Origin of the sequence: Dyadobacter soli (assembly GCF_900101885.1) — a bacterium.
GTDB lineage: Bacteria > Bacteroidota > Bacteroidia > Cytophagales > Spirosomataceae > Dyadobacter > Dyadobacter soli.
This window is the reverse complement of sequence record NZ_FNAN01000027.1, coordinates 91,325-109,215: the sequence shown is the minus strand read 5'-3', so window position 1 is coordinate 109,215 and position 17,891 is coordinate 91,325. Positions and strand designations below refer to the sequence as shown.

At 50.0% G+C, this 17,891-nt stretch carries 15 protein-coding genes; 4 read left to right on the top strand and 11 right to left on the bottom strand.

All coding sequences use genetic code 11. From position 1 onward, the window contains the following. On the top strand, positions 1–1,255 hold a 1,255-nt coding region (locus BLQ88_RS32985), incomplete at its 5' end, for an IS1182 family transposase (RefSeq protein WP_090157294.1). Between the two features lie 155 nt (positions 1,256–1,410). Here the strand turns inward: BLQ88_RS32985 and BLQ88_RS32980 are convergent. The 4 genes from BLQ88_RS32980 to BLQ88_RS32965 form a co-directional block, all read right to left on the bottom strand. Beyond that, positions 1,411–4,818: a ThuA domain-containing protein gene (locus BLQ88_RS32980; protein WP_090157280.1), complete on the bottom strand. Its 3,408-nt coding sequence runs from the start codon at positions 4,816–4,818 to the stop codon at positions 1,411–1,413. A 77-nt stretch (positions 4,819–4,895) separates the two neighbouring features. Next, positions 4,896–5,948 (bottom strand): sugar phosphate isomerase/epimerase family protein, encoded by a 1,053-nt coding sequence (locus BLQ88_RS32975; RefSeq protein ID WP_090157279.1) that lies wholly within the window; start codon positions 5,946–5,948, stop codon positions 4,896–4,898. Positions 5,949–6,035: 87 nt separating this feature from the next. Beyond that, a complete protein-coding gene (locus BLQ88_RS32970) occupies positions 6,036–7,181 on the bottom strand; it encodes a Gfo/Idh/MocA family protein (protein WP_090157278.1) in 1,146 nt (381 codons plus the stop codon). 86 nt (positions 7,182–7,267) lie between these two features. Then, the gene (locus tag BLQ88_RS32965) at positions 7,268–8,395 is read right to left on the bottom strand and encodes a Gfo/Idh/MocA family protein (protein WP_090157293.1); all 1,128 of its coding nucleotides are present in this window, start codon (positions 8,393–8,395) and stop codon (positions 7,268–7,270) included. 242 nt (positions 8,396–8,637) lie between these two features. On the opposite strand from BLQ88_RS32965, the gene BLQ88_RS32960 reads away from it, so the two are divergent. Continuing rightward, entirely contained in the window at positions 8,638–9,873 is a 1,236-nt protein-coding gene (locus BLQ88_RS32960) for an MFS transporter (protein WP_090157277.1), read from the top strand. 74 nt (positions 9,874–9,947) lie between these two features. Here the strand turns inward: BLQ88_RS32960 and BLQ88_RS32955 are convergent, their stop codons facing one another. Together BLQ88_RS32955 and BLQ88_RS32950 are read right to left on the bottom strand one after the other, a co-directional pair. Beyond that, a complete protein-coding gene (locus BLQ88_RS32955) occupies positions 9,948–12,356 on the bottom strand; it encodes an endonuclease MutS2 (RefSeq protein WP_090157276.1) in 2,409 nt (802 codons plus the stop codon). A gap of 221 nt (positions 12,357–12,577) precedes the next feature. Beyond that, entirely contained in the window at positions 12,578–13,096 is a 519-nt protein-coding gene (locus BLQ88_RS32950) for a DUF7935 family protein (RefSeq protein ID WP_090157275.1), read from the bottom strand. Between the two features lie 133 nt (positions 13,097–13,229). On the opposite strand from BLQ88_RS32950, the gene BLQ88_RS32945 reads away from it, so the two are divergent. Further along, the gene (locus BLQ88_RS32945; protein ID WP_310590162.1) at positions 13,230–13,538 is read left to right on the top strand and encodes a HesB/IscA family protein; all 309 of its coding nucleotides are present in this window, start codon (positions 13,230–13,232) and stop codon (positions 13,536–13,538) included. 9 nt (positions 13,539–13,547) lie between these two features. On the opposite strand, the gene BLQ88_RS32940 is transcribed toward BLQ88_RS32945, so the two are convergent. Next, positions 13,548–14,120 carry an NUMOD4 domain-containing protein gene (locus tag BLQ88_RS32940; RefSeq protein ID WP_090157273.1) on the bottom strand — a complete coding sequence of 191 codons (573 nt, stop codon included), beginning with the start codon at positions 14,118–14,120 and terminating at the stop codon, positions 13,548–13,550. Positions 14,121–14,240: 120 nt separating this feature from the next. On the opposite strand from BLQ88_RS32940, the gene BLQ88_RS32935 reads away from it, so the two are divergent. Next, positions 14,241–14,600, top strand: coding sequence for a CoA-binding protein (locus BLQ88_RS32935; RefSeq protein WP_090157272.1), 360 nt, complete (start codon positions 14,241–14,243; stop codon positions 14,598–14,600). Positions 14,601–14,609: 9 nt separating this feature from the next. Here the strand turns inward: BLQ88_RS32935 and BLQ88_RS32930 are convergent, their stop codons facing one another. From BLQ88_RS32930 to BLQ88_RS32915, 4 genes are all read right to left on the bottom strand, one after another. Further along, the gene (locus BLQ88_RS32930) at positions 14,610–15,611 is read right to left on the bottom strand and encodes a 3-oxoacyl-ACP synthase III family protein (protein WP_090157271.1); all 1,002 of its coding nucleotides are present in this window, start codon (positions 15,609–15,611) and stop codon (positions 14,610–14,612) included. A 134-nt stretch (positions 15,612–15,745) separates the two neighbouring features. After that, on the bottom strand, positions 15,746–16,450 hold the full coding sequence (gene pssA / locus BLQ88_RS32925) for a CDP-diacylglycerol--serine O-phosphatidyltransferase (protein WP_090157270.1): 705 nt from the start codon (positions 16,448–16,450) through the stop codon (positions 15,746–15,748). A gap of 6 nt (positions 16,451–16,456) precedes the next feature. After that, positions 16,457–17,095 carry an MBL fold metallo-hydrolase gene (locus BLQ88_RS32920; RefSeq protein ID WP_090157269.1) on the bottom strand — a complete coding sequence of 213 codons (639 nt, stop codon included), beginning with the start codon at positions 17,093–17,095 and terminating at the stop codon, positions 16,457–16,459. Positions 17,096–17,146: 51 nt separating this feature from the next. After that, positions 17,147–17,842, bottom strand: a complete 696-nt coding sequence (locus BLQ88_RS32915) for a hypothetical protein (RefSeq protein ID WP_090157268.1) — start codon at positions 17,840–17,842, stop codon at positions 17,147–17,149. Between the last annotated feature and the right edge of the window lie 49 nt (positions 17,843–17,891).

Sequence of the window (17,891 nt, the reverse complement as noted above, 5' to 3'; positions counted from 1 at the left end):
GTTTTTGAGCTCGATGAGCTATCCTGACCATAATACGATCAACCGGTTCAGGGGTGTGCGTTTGAAAGATGCATTGCGGAAAATTTTTGAAGAAGTGGTGCTGTTATTGGCTCAGGAAGGGCTTTTAAGCATTGAGGAGGTCTACACAGATGGGACTAAGATTGAAGCGAATGCCAATAAGTACACTTTCGTGTGGCGGAAGGCAATTGCCACTAATAAGGAAAAGATCAAGAAGCAGTTAGCCCACATCTGGGAATACGCCCAAAGCGTGGCCACGGCCGAAGATAGCCTTCCCGATCCGCCCGATTTCACTACGATCAGCAAGGAAAAGGTCCAGGATACAGTTGATAAGCTCAATCAGGTGTTGGGCAAAAAGGAGAATATTGACAAGAAGATGAAGGCCAAACTGGGATATGTGACCAAGCATTACCCATTCAACATCGCCCGCTATGAGCAGCAGGAGGCTATTTTAGGTGATCGGAACAGTTATAGCAAGACCGACCCTGACGCTACATTTATGAGGTTAAAAGAAGATCATATGCGTAATGGCCAGCTCAAACCAGCCTACAATGTGCAGATATCAACCTCCAACCAGTTCATTGTAAATTATTCCTTACATGCTAACCCGACCGACACCAACACGCTGGCTGCACATCTTGACCAATATGAAAACAGCTTTGGCAGTTCGCTAAGATCAATAACGGCCGATGCCGGCTACGGATCGGAAGAGAACTACACGCTGCTGGAAGAGAAGCAAATCGCTGCTTATGTTAAGTATGGCCTCTTTGACAAGCGGCAGCATAACAGCTTTAACAAAAAGCATCCGTTCAGCGCCGACAAGCTTCACTACAATCCTCATGGCGATCATTACATCTGTCCAATGGGCCAGAAAATGCGATACATTGGCAACAAGATCAACAGGACTGCAACCGGCTTTGTGCAAAGTGCCCGGATGTACAAGGCTAGCAACTGCGGTAAATGTCCTTTGAACGGCGCTTGCCATAAATCCAAAGGCGACCGAATTATCCAGGTCAATGTCAATCTGCAAAGGCAAAAACAACAAGCGGACGAATTACTGAAAAGCGAAGAGGGAATCCAGAAACGAAAGAAACGATGCTTCGATGTCGAACCTGTCTTCGGTAACATAAAGCACAACCACAACTTTCGCCGGTTCATGCTTCGCGGTAAGCAAAAGGTTGAGATCGAATGGGGCTTGATTGCAATAGCACAGAATATCAGGAAAAAGGCAGCCTAGATAGGCTTGCTTGCCCTACTAGCAGCCCGCTCCGATCAACTTGCCCATAACTTCACAAAATTCAGAAAACGAATTTTCTATAAGGGGCTAAAAACAAAAGACCGCCCCAAATTGATTTGAGACGGCCTCTTTTATCTTTTTACTTAAAATAACTTTTACAGTACAGCATTCTCAAACCGTACCGATTCGATCGAAAACAGTGGTTTGGTGCCTGCTTCTGCATTTTTGAATACAAAGTATACCTTGTGCAGCTTGCCGTCGGCCGGTGCTTTCACGGGGATGCTGATGGTTTCGGATTTATCCACTTTGCCTTCGCCGATCTTCGCCCCTGTTGCGCCGTCGAGGCGAACTTCCAGTGTTCCTCCGGCCGAACGGCCTGCATTGCTTCCAACAACCACAGCGAGTTTGGAAATCTCGGTCAGGTCGATGTCGTCGAATGCGATGAAACCGCCGTCTTTCATGCCGATCACCATTTCGTTACCATTGTCGCCTTTGTATTTGAAGGTGCTTCTGGTCGTGTCGGCGGTGTTTGCCATCAATGTGGAAGGACGTAGTGCAACGGTTTTCGAACCGGTTAATGGGCCCATCGCGCCATTTCCTTTGTCGGTATAGCTGGCGGTGAAGATGTAAGAACCGTCTTTCTTTTTAGCCTCCGTCACATATGAGCTTTTCAACGGCTTTTTGTCAACGGCTTTTGTATTGTTCAAATCCAGAATGTACTTCACCATTTCCTCGATTTCCTCCGGCTTGTGCTGCGGGTGGCCCGGCATTGCCTGCTCGCCCCAAACGCCGCTTCCGCCTTTCAACACCTTGTCGGTAAGTGTTTTCAACGAGTTGCGTTCGCTGGCGTATTTCTTTGCTACTTCACGGTAGGCCGGGCCAATCGATTTTTTATCAATCGAATGGCAAGCCTTGCAATCGCTCAGTTCGATCATACGCTTACCGGTTTCGAAGCCGGTATTGGCCTGATGACCTTGCGCGAGTTGCGTTTTGTCAAATCCTTCAAGGTAGTTAATGGTCAGTGTAACCTCGTCTTCCGGGATTTTTTTAGTAGCCAAACTACCGTCTTCTTTATCGGAGACAGAAACTTCGTAGTTCACAGGTTTGTCATTCCAATAAAATGTCTTGTTGCCTTTAATGGCCACGTCCACCTTCGGGATCGCATTACCCACGCGCACGATCACTTCCGAGGTGTTGGAATTCCCTGCGTTATCGGTCACTTTCAAAATTGCCGTGTATTCGCCTGGCTTAGCGTACGTGTAGCTTGGGTTAGCAACCGTGCTTTTCGCCAGGCCTTTTCCAAACAACCATTCATATTTGATCGGGTCGCCATCGTAGTCCAATGAGCCTTTGGAAGAGAAATTCACTTTCAAAGGAGTCGCACCGGTAGTATTGGTAGCGGTTGCGACGGCCACCGGCACGCGGTTACCTGCATTGAATGTAATGTGGGAAAGGCTTGCTTCGTCGTTTTGGGCAAACCAGTTGGGGCCGTATTCCAATGTGTACAATGAACCGTCCTTCGCAAACTGCATGTCGATCGGGTGGCTGAACTTCGTGCCCGGCATAAACCGCTCGATGCTTTGCAGATCACCCTTTTCGTTCATGGTCACGATGTTGATATAATCGCGAATCCAGTCGTAGGCGAAGAATTTGCCGTTGTAGTACGAAGGAAATTTAACTTTACTATCCTGAAAATCAGTAGCATAATATACCGGTCCAGCCATTGCATTACGTCCGCCTTTGCCGACGATCGCCCCGAATTCAGGTGAATCGGCATAAGGATAGTAAATGAATGCAGGCTGAGCAGGCGGCAGTTCCTGTATACCGGTGTTGTGCGGTGAATTATTGATCGGTTTCAAAGGATCAAACGGCTTGCCGGAAGTACTGTCGGCGAAGTTGAAATCGATGTACGGCCTGTTGTTACCGATAAATAACGGATATCCGAAGTAACCCGCTTTTCTCGCCTGATTTACTTCGTCATAGCCTCTCGGACCACGTTTCGGATCGTCGTTCGACGCATCCGGCCCTACATCACCCCAATACAGATAGCCCGTGTGCTGATCCACCGAAATGCGGTAAGGGTTACGGGTACCCATTACGTAAATTTCCGGGCGGGTCTTGTCGGTTCCGGGAGGGAAGAGGTTGCCTTCCGGAATGTCGTACAGGTTGGTACCACCCGGCATATTCGCGCGGCGGTCGCCGTAACGCGGCTTGATGCGCAACACCTTTCCTCTCAATGAATTGGTGTTGGAGGAGGTATGCTGGCCATCCCAGCCTTCACGTCCCGGACGCTCGTCAATGGGGCCGTAGCCATTCGATTGGAACGGGTTCACATCGTCGCCGGTAGAAAGGTAAAGGTTACCCTTGGCGTCCCAGGCAATAGAACCGCCCGTGTGGCAGCAATCGGTGCGTTTTACGGGTACTGTTAAAAGTACCTCCTCGGTGCTCAACAGCACGGTATCCTTCACATCGTCATACTTAAATCTCGACAAATGCTGCGCTGTATCCTTCTCCGTCGATGGCGGCGAATAATACATATAGATGAGCTTGTTGGTTTTGAAGTTCGGGTCGATATTCAAGCCCATTAACCCATATTCCTGTTTGGTATAAACGGGTACTTCACCGACGAGCTTCACTTTACCGGTTTTAGGATTGAAAAGCTTCACTTTACCCTTACGCTCAGTGAAAAGTACACGTTGATCATCGAGAACAACCAGTTCCGTCGGCTCATCGAGCTTGGTAGCGAGTACTTTTTTGGTGAAACGGTTTTCTTCCGGACGTGATTTGGCATAATCCAGTTTCGAAGCCATTGCCCAGTTTAATCCGCCTGTGAGGTGTTTTACAAAAACCGGGTTCACAAACGTCGCATCTTCATGCCCGAAATTGGTATAGAATGCTTTCCCGCCATCGAACTCGTGGTACCAGGACATCGGGTGATTATCACCCATTTTGCCATCCTTGTAAGTTTTTTCATCAATCTTGACAAGGACATTCACCTTATCGTTGAAGTTCTTAAAATCGTAAAATTCGTCCTTGATCTTCCATTTTTTTGGAAAACCATCCATGGACGGGTGCTGATCGTTCACGACAAACGCCTCACCTTCCTGCACGTTGGGGTTGCCCGGGTGGCTCAGGAATTGCGCGCCTGCGAGTTTGTTGTACCATTGCCAGTCGTATTCGGTGTCGGTTGCGGCGTGGATGCCCACGTAACCGCCGCCTGCCTGGATGTAACGCTCGAATGCGTCCTGCTGCTTGTCGCTCAGTACATTGCCGGTAGTGTTCAGGAAGATGACGGCGCTGTATTTTTGCAGGTTTTTGTTCGTAAAAACAGCCGAATTTTCGGTCGTATCTACCGCGAAACCGGTTTCTTTACCCAGTTTCAGGATTGCAGTTTTCCCTGCCGGGATGGAAGAGTGCCGGAAGCCGACCGTCTTCGAGAATACCAACACGCGCTTTTCCGGCGTCACCGTCTGGGCCGTAGCCATCAGACTGCAACATGCCAGGGCCGCCACGCCGGCAATCCTGAAACGTTTCAATACTTTTTGAAAAGGGGATTCACTCATTATGATGATTGGTTACCATGGAAAAACCTATCTTCCAAAAGGAAGACAGGTTTTCAATATACTTGTACGATTGACAATTATAGGCCTAATACCTTACGGTTAAATGCCTCATCTGCACCGGTTCCCGCGAAATCATCGAATGCTTTTGTGGTCACTTCGATGATGTGGCTTTCGATGAACGGTGCACCTTCGGCCGCGCCTTGGACGGGCGATTTAATGCAGCATTCCCATTCCAGAACCGCCCAGCTGTCGTAATCGTATTGGGACAGTTTGGAGAAAATTCCACCGAAATCCACCTGGCCATCGCCCAATGAGCGGAAACGTCCGGCGCGATCGGCCCAGCCTGCGAAGCCGCTGTAAACGCCCTGCTTGCCGCTAGGGTTAAATTCCGCGTCTTTTACATGGAATGCTTTGATGCGGTCGTGGTAGAGGTCGATGAATTGGAGGTAATCCAATTGCTGCAACACGAAATGGCTCGGGTCGTAGTTGATGTTCGCACGGGTGTGGCCATCGAGGTAATCGACGAACATTTCGAAAGTAGTACCGTCGAACAGGTCTTCGCCGGGGTGCAGTTCGTACGCTACGTCCACGCCGTTTTCGTCATAAACATCCAGGATAGGCTTCCAGCGGGTAGCGAGTTCTTTGAAAGCGGTTTCTACCAGTCCGGCAGGGCGTTGTGGCCATGGGTACAGAAATGGCCAGGCCAATGCACCGGAGAATGTTGCCGAAGCTTTCAGTCCCAATCTGCGGCTGGCTTGCGCTACATATTTCAAATGCTGCGTAGCCCATTCCGCACGTGCTTTCGGGTTGTTACGAACCTCTGGAACGGCAAAGCCATCATACATTTCATCATAAACCGGGTGCGAAGCCACCAACTGACCGATAATGTGTGATGCCAATTCAGTGATTTCAAGGCCTTTGTCGGCCAGTTTACCTTTCAATTCGTCCGCATAAGTCTGCGATTCCGCAGCTTGCTTCACGTCGATCACACGCGGGTCCCAGGTAGGGAGTTGGAGGCCTTTGTAGCCAAGCCCCGCCATGTAGTCTGCAATTGTATCCAATGAGTTGAACGGAGCTTCGTCGCCAAGGAATTGGGCGAGGAAGATACCGGGGCCTTTAATTGTCTTCATATTGTTAATGATTGATTGAATGGATATAGATTCAAAAACAATGAGTGAATGGCCGTCAAGCTCATTCACTCATTCGCTCATTCAAAATTAGATTGTTACCCAAGCCTCTTTCTTGTTGCTTTCCAAAATCTTCTCGCAAATCAGCAACTCGCGGTATCCGTCTGCAAACGTTGGGAATGTTGGGTTTTCTGGTTGCTTGCCGGCAGCGATGGCGGCGTATACTTCCTTGAACATTTGTTTTGAAGTATCGGGGAAGCCTTCGTTGTGACCGCCTGGGAAAGTGATCGTCGAACGTACGTCTTCGTTTACGAGCGATGGGTCGCGGAGGAGTACTTCGTTCGCTTTATCGCGGTTACCGATCCACATTTCGTTCGGCGATTCGGAGCACCAGCTGAATGTCTTTTTAGAACCGGAAATTTCCAGCGACATACGGTTTTTACGACCAGCGGAAACCTGTGAAACGGTGATTACCCCTTTGTTTCCATTGTCGAAACGGAGCAACACGTTTGCGTGGTCTTCTGTGCTAATGGGTACATCGGCGTAGTCTTCCGGTTGGAGCATTTTACCCGAGTAAGTCTCAACGGCTTTCAAAGGCTTCTTGCGGGTTTTGTGAACGGTATTGAAGTCCGCAAAAACAGCAACGGTTTTCAGGCCGGTAATGTATTCCAGGATGTCCATGAGGTGGGAACCGATGTCCGCGATTGCGCGTGAATCGCCGGATTTGTCCGGTTCGAGGCGCCAGTTATAGTCGGTGTTGTAGAACAGCCAGTCTTGCAGGTAAGAACCGATGAACGAATAAATTTCGCCCAGTTCGCCTTTTTCGCGCATGGATTTCATCTGGCGAGCCAGTGGGTAGTAACGCAGGTTGAAGTGAACCGCATTCACCAGACCGGTTTTCGCGGCCAATTCCACGAGCTCTTCCGCTTCTGCGAGGTCTTTCGCCAATGGTTTTTCACAAATCACGTGTTTGCCGGCCAACAATGCGGCTTTCGACTGTGAGTAGTGCAGGAAGTTAGGCGTACAAATGTGGATAGCCTGGATGTCATCCTGTTTCAACAGTTCATCGAATGTGTAGGAACGTGCAATGCCAAGCGCGTCAGCTTTTTCCTTGGCCAGTTCTGCGGTCACTTCGCAAAGTGCGGCAACTTCTACATTAGGAAGACGTCTCAGTGCTTCAATATGTGCGGGGCCAATGAAGCCTGTTCCGACAACGCCAACTTTGATTTTGTTCATAAATGGGTATGGAATGATTGGTGAAAAACAGTCCGCTCTCGCGGGTTAAATTGAGATGTACAGTAATAAAAAGTGAGTATTCAGGATCAGAAATCGGTCCATTTGGTCTCCGTCTTGTTGGAAGCAATGACGGCGTCGATGAACTTCATACCCCTCAAACCATCCTGTGCAGTAGGGAAGTCGTAAACCGGATCGGCCTTTTTGCCTTCCCAGTACGCCCTCAGGTGGATCGCGAAGTTGCGGTAGAGGTTGGCGAAGGCTTCGAAGTAGCCTTCGGGGTGGCCGGCGGGGATGCGGGTATGCACCTGCGCGGCTTTGGACAGGTTGCCCACGCCCGTACGGATGATGCGTGTGCCCTGGTTGGTTTTGTGGATCAGCGTGTTAGGCTCCATTTGCTTCCATTGCAGGCCGCCTGTTTCGCCGTAGACGCGAATGTTGAGGTCGTTTTCCTCTCCGTTGGCGATCTGACTGTTTTGCAAAATACCTTTTGCGCCGTTGTCGAAGCGAAGTAGAATATTAGCATCATCATCCAGCAAACGGCCTTCCACAAATATTGTAAGGTCGGCGCAAATCTGGGTGATTTTAAGCCCGGTGATGTATTCGGCCAGGTTTTCGGCGTGGGTACCGATGTCGCCGAGCCCTCCCGCAGCCCCCGAACGCTTCGGATCGGTGCGCCATGCGGCCTGTTTGTTACCCGTAACTTCCACCAAAGTTGCCAGCCAGCCCTGCGGATATTCCACAATGACCTTTCTGACTTCGCCAATGGCGCCTGAGGCGATCATCTGGCGGGCTTCCTTTACCATAGGGTAGCCGGTGTAGTTGTGGGTAAGGCAGAAGACGAGGCCGGTTTTTTCTACCAGGGCCACTATTTCTTCCGCTTCTTCGGTGTTCAGTGTGATAGGTTTATCGCATACCACGTGGAAGCCGTTTTCGAGCGCGAGCTTCGTAGGTGCTGCGTGTACGTGGTTAGGTGTGACGATGGCAACAAAATCCATGCGTTCGCCCTCGGGTAGCTGCTTTTCTTTCAGGATCATCTCCTCAAAGTCGTTATAAACCCTGTTTTCAGGCAGATATAAGGCTTTTCCGGTTTCCTTAGATTTGGCTGGATCGGAGCTGAAAACTCCGCAAACCAGCTCAATTTCTCCATCCATGATCGCTGCACGGCGATGGACCCCACCAATAAATGCATCGAGGGAGCCGCCTACCATGCCCATTCTGATCTTTCTTGACATTCCAGTTGGTTTAAGGTTTTTGAAATAGATTATACAGGTAAGAAAGAGCCTTCGGAAAGACTCTTACTTCCTACAAATATAAATTTAAGACATAAAAAACATTGCTTAGGAATAGCGAAAAGCAGTAGAAATCCCCGGAGTTTGTTTTTTTTGTGAAATCTTTGGAAAAAAATAGTATCCCGAAATCAATCATCTAATTCAAATAATCAAACCCATTTAATCACATGTCCCAATCAGTTAACAGCGGAAGGCTCTTCAATGCAAGTTGTTTTGCGCTCATAACCACTGCATTCTCATTCAGTATCCGTGCAGGGATTCTGCCCCAGCTGGGCACCGAATTCAACCTCTCGGCCGAGCAACTGGGCTTTATCAACTCGATGTGGTTCTTCGGGTTCCCGCTCGCGATGATCATCGGCGGGCTCGTGTACCACACTATCGGTCCGAAAACGATCATGCAGGTGGCCTTCGTCTGCCACGCGATTGGTATCATCATGACGATTTATTCCGGCGGTTACACCGGCCTTTTGATTTCCACATTCCTCATCGGGGTAGGTAACGGCTGTACCGAGGCTGCGTGTAACCCGATGATCGCCGACTCTTACTCCGGCCTTCAAATGAGCAAAATGCTCAACCGCTTCCACATGTGGTTCCCCGGTGGTATCGTAGTAGGTGCGTTGATCTCGAATTTCATGACGCAGGCCAACCTCGGCTGGCAGGCGCAAATCTGGGTAATCCTTATCCCGACATTCATTTATGCATTCCTTTTCTGGGGACAGGCATTTCCTAAGCCTCACGTTGACGGTGTAACTTCAATCGGTGAAAACGTGAAAGCGATGTTCACGCCGCTCTTCATCTTCATCTTCGTTTGTATGGCATTCACCGCGATCAGCGAGTTCGGTCCGCAGCAATGGACAGGTTTGATCATGAGCAAAAGCGGTGCCAGCCCGATGTTGATCCTTGCATTGGTAACAGGTCTGATGGCGATCGCACGCTTCTTCGCGCACCCGATCGTGGCGGCTATCGGTCAGACCGGTATCCTTTGGGCATCTTCGATCCTCGCAGCCATCGGTATTTACCTGTTCAGCACGGTGACTGGTCCTGCGGCTTATGCAGCAGCGGTGATCTTCGCGATGGGCGTAGCGTTGTTCTGGCCGACGATGATCGGTTTCGTGGCGCAGAACGTGCCGTTGAGCGGTGCATTGGGTATGTCAATCGTCGGTGGTGTCGGCATGTTCTCAACGGCTATCTGGCAACCGTTTATCGGTAAGTGGCTGGATGATGCCAAAGCTGAAAAAGCGGCAGCGGGCCTTACCGGTGACGAAATGGAACTCGCCGCAGGGCAGGCGACGCTGAGCACGATGGTGATGTTCCCTGCGTTGCTGATCGTAGCATTCGCGATCCTGTATTTCTGGATGAAAGGACGTAAAACCGTAGCTACTTCTTCGGCAGCGGTTCACTGATCTATCTAATATGTTAATGCGAAACGGGCGCTCATTGAGCGCCCGTTTCGCATTGGTAGTATTTCAAAAAGACATCAACGAAGCTTCACGATCGTCACGCCCGCGCCTCCGCGATCCGCGTGCTCATCGTACATGCCTGCTACCTGCTTGTACCCGCGCAGGTGGTTGCGTACGAGCGTGCGCAGGATGCCGTCGCCCTTGCCGTGCACAATGCGGAGTTCGTCGTAACCGAGCATGATGGCATTGTCCATAAACTGATCCACCAGCCCTAATGCTTCCTCGCCGCGTTTGCCGCGCATATCGAGGTTAAAGCTGAAATTGAGCATCCGCTCGTTTATATCGACACCCTTGGAAACGGTTTTCAAACCTTTTTCGCCGGTAGCGGCACGGTAAGTTTTGCGCGAAACCTTTTCAAGGCGGTTCAGTTTTACATTCGATTTCAGGTCGCCAATGCGGATTTCGGCGTCTTTGCCTTTCAGGGAAAGTACTTCACCAATGGCCGTCTGCCCGCTGATGCGCACGTAGCTGCCAGGTACAATGTCGCCGCCTTCCGGTTCGTATTCTTCTTCCTCAGGTTGTTTTTCAGTTACTTCCGCCAGTTTCAGGTTGTTTTTACCAAAATTTTCAAGGGTAGTTCGTACCGTTTTGGTCTTCTCCTTCTCGGCTTTGTTTTCCTTGATTTCACGAATGGTATTCTCAATCAGCTGATTCGCGTCGGCAAGCAGGTTTTTGGCCTTTTGCTTCGCTTCATTGACGATCTTCTTCTCGTTGTTATCGAGCTTTTCCTTTAATGCGGTATAATCGGCAACCTGCTTGGTCAGCTTGCGCTCCTTAATGCCTATTTCAATGTTTTTCTCCGCAAATACGCGCCGTTCGATATCGAGCTCTTTCAGCAGCTTCTCAAAATTCACCTGCTGCGTACCCAATTTGTCTTTCGCACGGGCGACAACCGCCTTTGGTAAACCGATTTTCGAAGCGATTTCAAAAGCGAATGAGCTACCCGGACGACCGATTTCCAGCTGGTACAGCGGCTCCAAATGCTCACCGTCGAAGCGCATTGCCCCATTTACGAGTCCCTCGGTCTTATCCGCAAGTACTTTCAAATTGGTATAATGCGTGTTAATCATCCCGAATGCGCCCGATTTGGTCAGGTTTTCGAGAATGGCTTCCGCAATGGCGCCGCCGAGGCCCGGCTCGGTACCGGTACCAAACTCGTCGATCAGGAAAAGCGTCTTTTTATTCGCCATTGACAGGAAATGGCGCATATTGGTCAAATGCGAGCTGTACGTACTCAAATCGTTTTCCAAAGACTGCTCGTCACCGATATCGATAAAAATATTCTGAAAAAAGCCCATCGAAGAGCCTTCCAGCATCGGTACCAGCAGCCCGCATTGAAACATGTATTGAATGAGTCCCACAGTTTTCAGCGCAACGGATTTACCACCGGCATTCGGCCCGGAAACGATGAGAATGCGCTGTTTTTCCTGCAATTCGATATTCAGCGGGATCACCTTTTTGCCCTGTTTCTGGAATGACAAATGCAGCAGCGGATGCCGCGCCTCGCGCCAATCAATAAACTGCCGGTTTTCAAACGGCGGGTTAATGGCACCCATTTCACCGGCCAATCTTGCTTTCGCACGCAGGAAATCCATTAATCCCAGGAAGCCGTAAGCCTTCTGCAAATCAGGCACGAATGGCCTGATGTAGGCCGTCAGTTCAAGCAGAATGCGGTTAATCTCCCGGCGTTCCTCATATTCGAGCTCGCGGATTTCATTATTGGATTCAAAAACATCCGTCGGCTCGATGAATACCGTCTGGCCGGTCGCTGATTCGTCGTGAATGAACCCACGGAGCTTCCGCTTGTGCTCGGCGGCTACGGGAATTACCATACGGCCATTGCGGACGGTCAACGACACGTCGTCGCCGATCCAGCCGTTGCTTCTCGCGGATTTAAGGATGGTATCGAGCTTTTTACGGATGCCGGCCTGCTCCGAAATCAATTTTTTTCGAATACGCGAAAGCTCTGGTGATGCCGAATCACGGATCTGCCCGCGGTCGTCGATAATGCGGTCGATAGCGTCGGTAACGGCCTTTTCGACCCGGATCGTTTTGGCATATTCGCCCAGGATAGGGAATGCATCGGCCTCCTGGCTTTCGAAAAAGCGCAGGCAAAGGCGGATAGTCAGCAGCGACACTTTCAGGTCCGAAAACTCGGGCTGCGTCAACAGCATACCTTCGATAGCTGCCCGTTTCAAATAGGGTGTCGCGTCGATGTAATTCTGGGAAGGGAAGTTCTCGCCCAGTTCGAGTATACGCTGCATTTCGGCGGTCTGGCTTACCAGCTTCTCGACCATGCCGAAATTCTCTGAAAACCGGATTTTTTCGACAAATGCCTGTCCCAAAGAGCTGATACATAGCTCTTTCAGGCGTTCTCGCAGTTTATCAAATCCCAGTTTTTGTTCTAATGTATTGGGGTAAAGCATTTTCGTTGTCTGGTGCCGGCGGTTTATTGCCGGGCTTGGATATTGTTGATGTAAATTTTTGACCGCCGACGGCCGACCGCTGACCGCCGATTGATGCGCCTGCGGCGGACGATAGACGATGGTCTTTGGTCTCTTCCTTCTGTCCACGGTCGCATTCCGCACCGCCCCACATTACCGCGATCGGCGGTCGGTCGTCGGCGGTCAGCGGTCAGGCCGCAGGCCTAAAACACCCCGCGTATCTCCTCCTTCAAAACCTTCAACGCGTGCGTCGATGGCTGGATTTCTTTCTCGATCACGTGGGAGAATACCTTTTTGGCCAGGTCGGCGGCCGGGGCTTCGGCGCTTACTTCCGCGGCGGCCTGGTTCACGATTGCCACGGTTTCGTTCATCGCATTCACGATCTGTTCCCAGGCGTGCGTGCTGATGTAGAGCTGTTGCGCAACATTATGATTGTATTCCTCGCGAACCTCGTGGAGAATGATCGTTTGCAGCTCCAACGCGCTCATTGCCGAAGGTGCTAGCCGAAGTAACAGGTTATTAGGGGTAATACGTTCCAGAAACAGGCACATACGCTCATACGCCTGCAAGCGCAGGGGCAATGTGATCTCCACATTTTTGCTCCGCACATCGATGCGCTGTTTTTCCAAAAACTTGTCCGCAACGGTGTTCAGCATGACGCCTAATGCAAGTGTGAGGACAAGTCCGACCGCCAGAACTCCGAGTATCAATGTGTATTCCATGGTGTGAAATGGTAATTTTATGCCAAAATGAGGCACAAAACTAATCGATTAGCCGCATTTGGCAGATATTTATTTCAAAACGCGAATGGAACGGCGGGAGTTTGTGTTAACTGATTTATCGCAATCAAGAATAATGAGCAGGATGAATAACCCGATCCAACTAACCGAGGCAGCAAAGCTGGAAATCAGATCGACACTGGAAGCCAACAAAATTCCCGATACCTACGGGCTCAGGGTGGGGTTAAGAGGGGGTGCGTGCAGCGGATCTTTTCTGCTGGGGTTCGACACAGCCACAGAGCATGACCAGACATACCTCATCGAAGGAATTAAGGTACTGATAGACAAGCGCCATCTCATGTACGTGATCGGCGTGTCGGTGGACTTTGAAGAGGGTGCGAACGGCAGCGGTTATACGGTTTCCGCCGCTGAAAAACTCAAATAAGTACTTGGATCAATCTTCAACGGTTACATGCTTCCAGTTCTCGCCTGAACGGATACGGTTAAGCTGCGTGTGCGTAATCCCGAATTGCTTCGCGATCATTTTCAAACGGTTATTATCGTTTTTCAAAAGCTTCTTAATGATCCGGACTTTGCTTTCCGTCAGCTTGTAATTTTTCGTACGGCGAGGAATCACCCGATTGATGAATGCAGGGTTTTCACGGTTGTGGTCGATCATTTCCGCTTTCGTCACCCATTTCAGGTTTTCGTAGTGATTGTTTTGCTTATCGAAATCCAGGTGGATCACGAAGTTATGATCGGCATCTGGCTTGTCTGCAAAATGCTCTGCTACCAGCTTGTGCACGTAGCGGTTGATGGTTTTCCCGCCTGCCACACGGATATTCAATGATCTATAACCTTGAATGACAGACCCTTTGATGACAGCGCCCTCCTTGGGATTGTTCTGGAAGCTCTTCAATCTGCCATAGTTGGATACTTCGTAATGGGGAGCGTTCTCGATCTCGTCGAATAAAATTTTTGCCCACTTTTCGTTCCAGAAGCTCCGGCTTACATTTGATTCATTCATTTTTTTAAAAGCTATTATTACAGGTTATTACGGCGTACAGTTGGTCGTGGGCCCGTTCGCAAGGGAATCGGGAACGATCTTTTGGTGTTTCAAAAGCGTGTGTTATTAAATTGATTTGGCATGAAACGTACACTCATCATAGGAGCAACTTCAAACCCATCCAGATACGCTTACCTGGCTGCACAGAAACTCAGGCATTATGGTCATCCCATTTTGCTCATCGGACGCAGGAAAAGTTTTGCATTAGGAGAAGAAATCAACACAGACAAAACTGACTGGAAAGACGTAGATACGGTTACTTTGTATATCAATCCGAGCCACCAACCTGAATACTACGATTATATCGTTTCTCTAAATCCTAAACGCGTTATCTTCAACCCTGGTACAGAGAATCCTGAATTTAAGGATATTTTAATTGATAAAAATATCATACCAATCGAGGGGTGCACATTGGTAATGCTGTCGACCGGACAATTCTGACAGAATACCTTACCACCTGATCAGCGCGGAGGCCCATGTGAACCCGCTTCCGAAAGCCGCAAGGCAAACCAGGTCTCCTTCCTTCACTCTTCCCGTTTCCCATGCTTCGGTAAGCGCGATCGGGATGGACGCGGCCGTTGTGTTCCCAAAACGCTGTAAGTTATTGATAACCTGCGATTCAGCAAGACCAAGTTGCTGGCGGACGTAGTCGCTGATCCGGATGTTTGCCTGGTGTGGAACGAGCAAATCGATGTCGCCGGCAGCATATCCATTGGCTTCCAAAGCCTCGTGGATTACCTCGCCAAAGCGGATGATCGCGTGCTTGAAAACGGCATTTCCGTTCATATATACATTATGTCCTCCGCCTTCGATCACTTCCTGGCTCACCGGACGGCCCTCGCGGCTGCTGCCCGGATCTTTTACAAAAAGCTCCTCCGCGAACCGGCCGTCGGCGTGGAGGTGTGTAGATAATATACAATGTTGGGGATCGTCCGTGGCGCAAACCACAGCTGCGCCCGCGCCATCCCCAAAAATTACGGCGGTATTGCGGCCAGCCGTGCTCTTGTCGATCCACGACGACTGTATTTCCGAACCGACCACCAATGCCGTTTTGTACATACCCGATTTGATGAACTGGTCGGCAATGGAAAGCGCATACACAAAGCCCGAGCATTGCTCCCGGATGTCGATTACCGGCTTGCCGTCCATTCCCAATTCGCGCTGCATCAGGAATGCCGAGCCGGGGAAAAAATAATCCGGCGTGATGGTAGCATACACGATCACGTCGACGTCGTTCGGCGTTAGCCCCGCACGTTCCAATGCCTGCCGCGACGCTGCCGCAGCCATGCTGTAATTGGTATCTTTCCCGTATTCGAAATACCTGCGCTCCTGAATCCCGGTCCGCTCGCGGATCCATTCATCGGAAGTCTCCATCCATTGGGTAAGGTCGTCGTTGGTAATGATATTGTCTGGAACGTAAAAGCCGAGGCCTGTAATGCGGGAGAATGCCATGCTAGTGGGGATGGTTCGAAACTGCTGAGGGTTAAAGGCAGCAATGAACGGTATTTAATCTAAAATGATAATAATAAGCAACATACGTTGCCGGAAAGACTGCAAAAATGCAAAAAAATGATTGGGTTACCAATTCAGGCCTGCTTTTTCCTGGCGTTCGCAGCAATGGAAAGAAACACGTACACGATCAGAATGGCCGGTACTGCCAGGAATTTCAGGGTCGCAAGCAGCACAAGAGTGACACCGATCAATATGAACCGCGCTTCATTCCCCTTCCAGCCGAAATGCTTGAATTTAAGTGCGATCAGCGGAAGCTCCATCACCAGCGCATAAGACATCACCACACTTAATATCAGCAGGTTGTTGGTATTGATAATAATGTCTTTCCAAAAGTCGCTTTCGGTATGGACGATCAGCGGAAGCGAGGCGATCAGCATCGCATTCGCGGGAGTGGGCACGCCTATGAAAGAATCGGATTGCCTGGGATCATTATTGAACTTCGCGAGCCGGATCGCCGAGAAAATCGCGATGATGAATGCCGGATAGGCTTTCCAGATACCCAACAAATCGGGAATGCTTTGCATCAGCAACTGGTACAGTATAATCGCCGGCAAAAGCCCGAACGTAACCATATCAGCCAGCGAATCGAGATCGCGGCCGATGGGCGAGGTGACTTTCAGCAGACGGGCGATAAATCCGTCCAGAAAGTCGAATATCAGGGCAATTCCAATGAGTATGCAGGAAAGCAGCAGGTTATTGTGGAATGCTTCCACCACGCCAATGCAGCCACAAAGCAAATTTCCGCAGGTGAGGGCATTGGGGATGTTGCGACGGATCATAAGGCGCTATTTGAAGAAGGGATTATTTCTTTTCTCAAAACCAATGGTAGTGGGCTCCATATGGCCGGCGTACACGGTATAATCCTCGGGCAATGTAAACATTTGTTCCCGGATGCTTCGCAGCAATGTACCGTGGTCGCCGCCGGGGAGGTCGGTGCGGCCGATGCTCATACGGAACAGCACATCCCCGCCGATCACAAACTTGTCGGCATCGTTCACAAATGCCACGTGCCCAGGCGCGTGGCCGGGTACGAAGATGATTTTCAACGAGCTATTGCCAAACTCAACAGTTTCTCCTTCCTTGATAAAGCCATCGATCTCCGGCTCTTCAAATGCAGAAAAGCCATAGTTGGAAGCATAAGTCTTGACGGCTTTTAAAAGCGGCTCGTCGAGCTTATGCAATACAAATGGAATGTTATACTTCCTTTTGAGTGCCGCCACGCCAAGTACGTGGTCGATATGTGCGTGGGTGTTCACGATGCGAACGGGTTTCAGGCCGTGTTCTTCAACAAAAGCAGCGAGCTCGCTCACTTCGGAGCGGTCGTAGCATCCGGGATCGATGATGATCGCTTCGCCGGTCTCATCGTAAAGCAAATAAGTATTTTCAGAAAATGGATTAAAAACAAACGTCTGGACCTGTACCATTCCGGTAGGGATATTGTGGGTTAATGAATGGGCGCGAATTTACAAAACACTTTACAGTTCTTTGAACCGGGCAATGATGCGGTCAAAGTAAAATACCGTGGTATCCTTATAGTCCGAATCGGTTCCGGCATAGAACCATAGCTCGCCCTTTTCGTTGGAGGTAAGCGTAACGGGTTGTCCGTCATTGGAATACCTTAATATTGTATAATAGCGGCTATCGGGATTGGTACTGGTGATGTTCCCGCTGAGCAATACATCCTTTCCAACCTGGGTGCCGGTACCTTTATCGAGGTTAAATGCATAAATACCCGAGGTAAGCTTCGTCGTTACCGGTTCGATCCTGGATACACCCGCTTTAAAGGTAACCTTGTCGACAATGGCGCTTGCGCTGTATCTCGTCGCCAGATCCACTTGGAACGTCATTTCGTAAGATTTGTTGGGTGTGAAACCGCTTACCCGCTTTTTGAGATACGCGAACATATTGCCTTTGGAATACCTGGACAGGATGCGGTAACCGTATTGCGTGGTGTCAAGGCCGCGCGGCAGCAGCGCTGTCGCAGCCACCGTGTCCAACTGGGTGGTATCGGCTGTTGCCGCGTATCCCGCATATCCATGTATCCAGCCATCGCGACCCACGGCTGAGCTCTGGAAGTTGGAGTCCACGGTAATGCTGGCATCCAGGCTGTCCTCGTTACAGCTCCACAACCCCGCCGCTGCCAGAATGGCTATCAGAATGTATTTTTTCAAAGTGAATGCAGTTTACAAAAAGAACGAAAGACAGGCCGATATCCTTCTG

Bases quoted from the DNA above. Each gene is read 5' to 3' on its own strand.
- BLQ88_RS32980 (WP_090157280.1), bottom strand. From the start codon at position 4,818: ATGAGTGAATCCCCTTTTCAAAAAGTATTGAAACGTTTCAGGATTGCC.
- BLQ88_RS32975 (WP_090157279.1), bottom strand. From the start codon at position 5,948: ATGAAGACAATTAAAGGCCCCGGTATCTTCCTCGCCCAATTCCTTGGC.
- BLQ88_RS32970 (WP_090157278.1), bottom strand. From the start codon at position 7,181: ATGAACAAAATCAAAGTTGGCGTTGTCGGAACAGGCTTCATTGGCCCC.
- BLQ88_RS32965 (WP_090157293.1), bottom strand. From the start codon at position 8,395: ATGGGCATGGTAGGCGGCTCCCTCGATGCATTTATTGGTGGGGTCCAT.
- BLQ88_RS32960 (WP_090157277.1), top strand. From the start codon at position 8,638: ATGTCCCAATCAGTTAACAGCGGAAGGCTCTTCAATGCAAGTTGTTTT.
- BLQ88_RS32955 (WP_090157276.1), bottom strand. From the start codon at position 12,356: ATGCTTTACCCCAATACATTAGAACAAAAACTGGGATTTGATAAACTG.
- BLQ88_RS32950 (WP_090157275.1), bottom strand. From the start codon at position 13,096: ATGGAATACACATTGATACTCGGAGTTCTGGCGGTCGGACTTGTCCTC.
- BLQ88_RS32945 (WP_310590162.1), top strand. From the start codon at position 13,230: ATGAGCAGGATGAATAACCCGATCCAACTAACCGAGGCAGCAAAGCTG.
- BLQ88_RS32940 (WP_090157273.1), bottom strand. From the start codon at position 14,120: ATGAATGAATCAAATGTAAGCCGGAGCTTCTGGAACGAAAAGTGGGCA.
- BLQ88_RS32935 (WP_090157272.1), top strand. From the start codon at position 14,241: ATGAAACGTACACTCATCATAGGAGCAACTTCAAACCCATCCAGATAC.
- BLQ88_RS32930 (WP_090157271.1), bottom strand. From the start codon at position 15,611: ATGGCATTCTCCCGCATTACAGGCCTCGGCTTTTACGTTCCAGACAAT.
- pssA (WP_090157270.1), bottom strand. From the start codon at position 16,450: ATGATCCGTCGCAACATCCCCAATGCCCTCACCTGCGGAAATTTGCTT.
- BLQ88_RS32920 (WP_090157269.1), bottom strand. From the start codon at position 17,095: ATGGTACAGGTCCAGACGTTTGTTTTTAATCCATTTTCTGAAAATACT.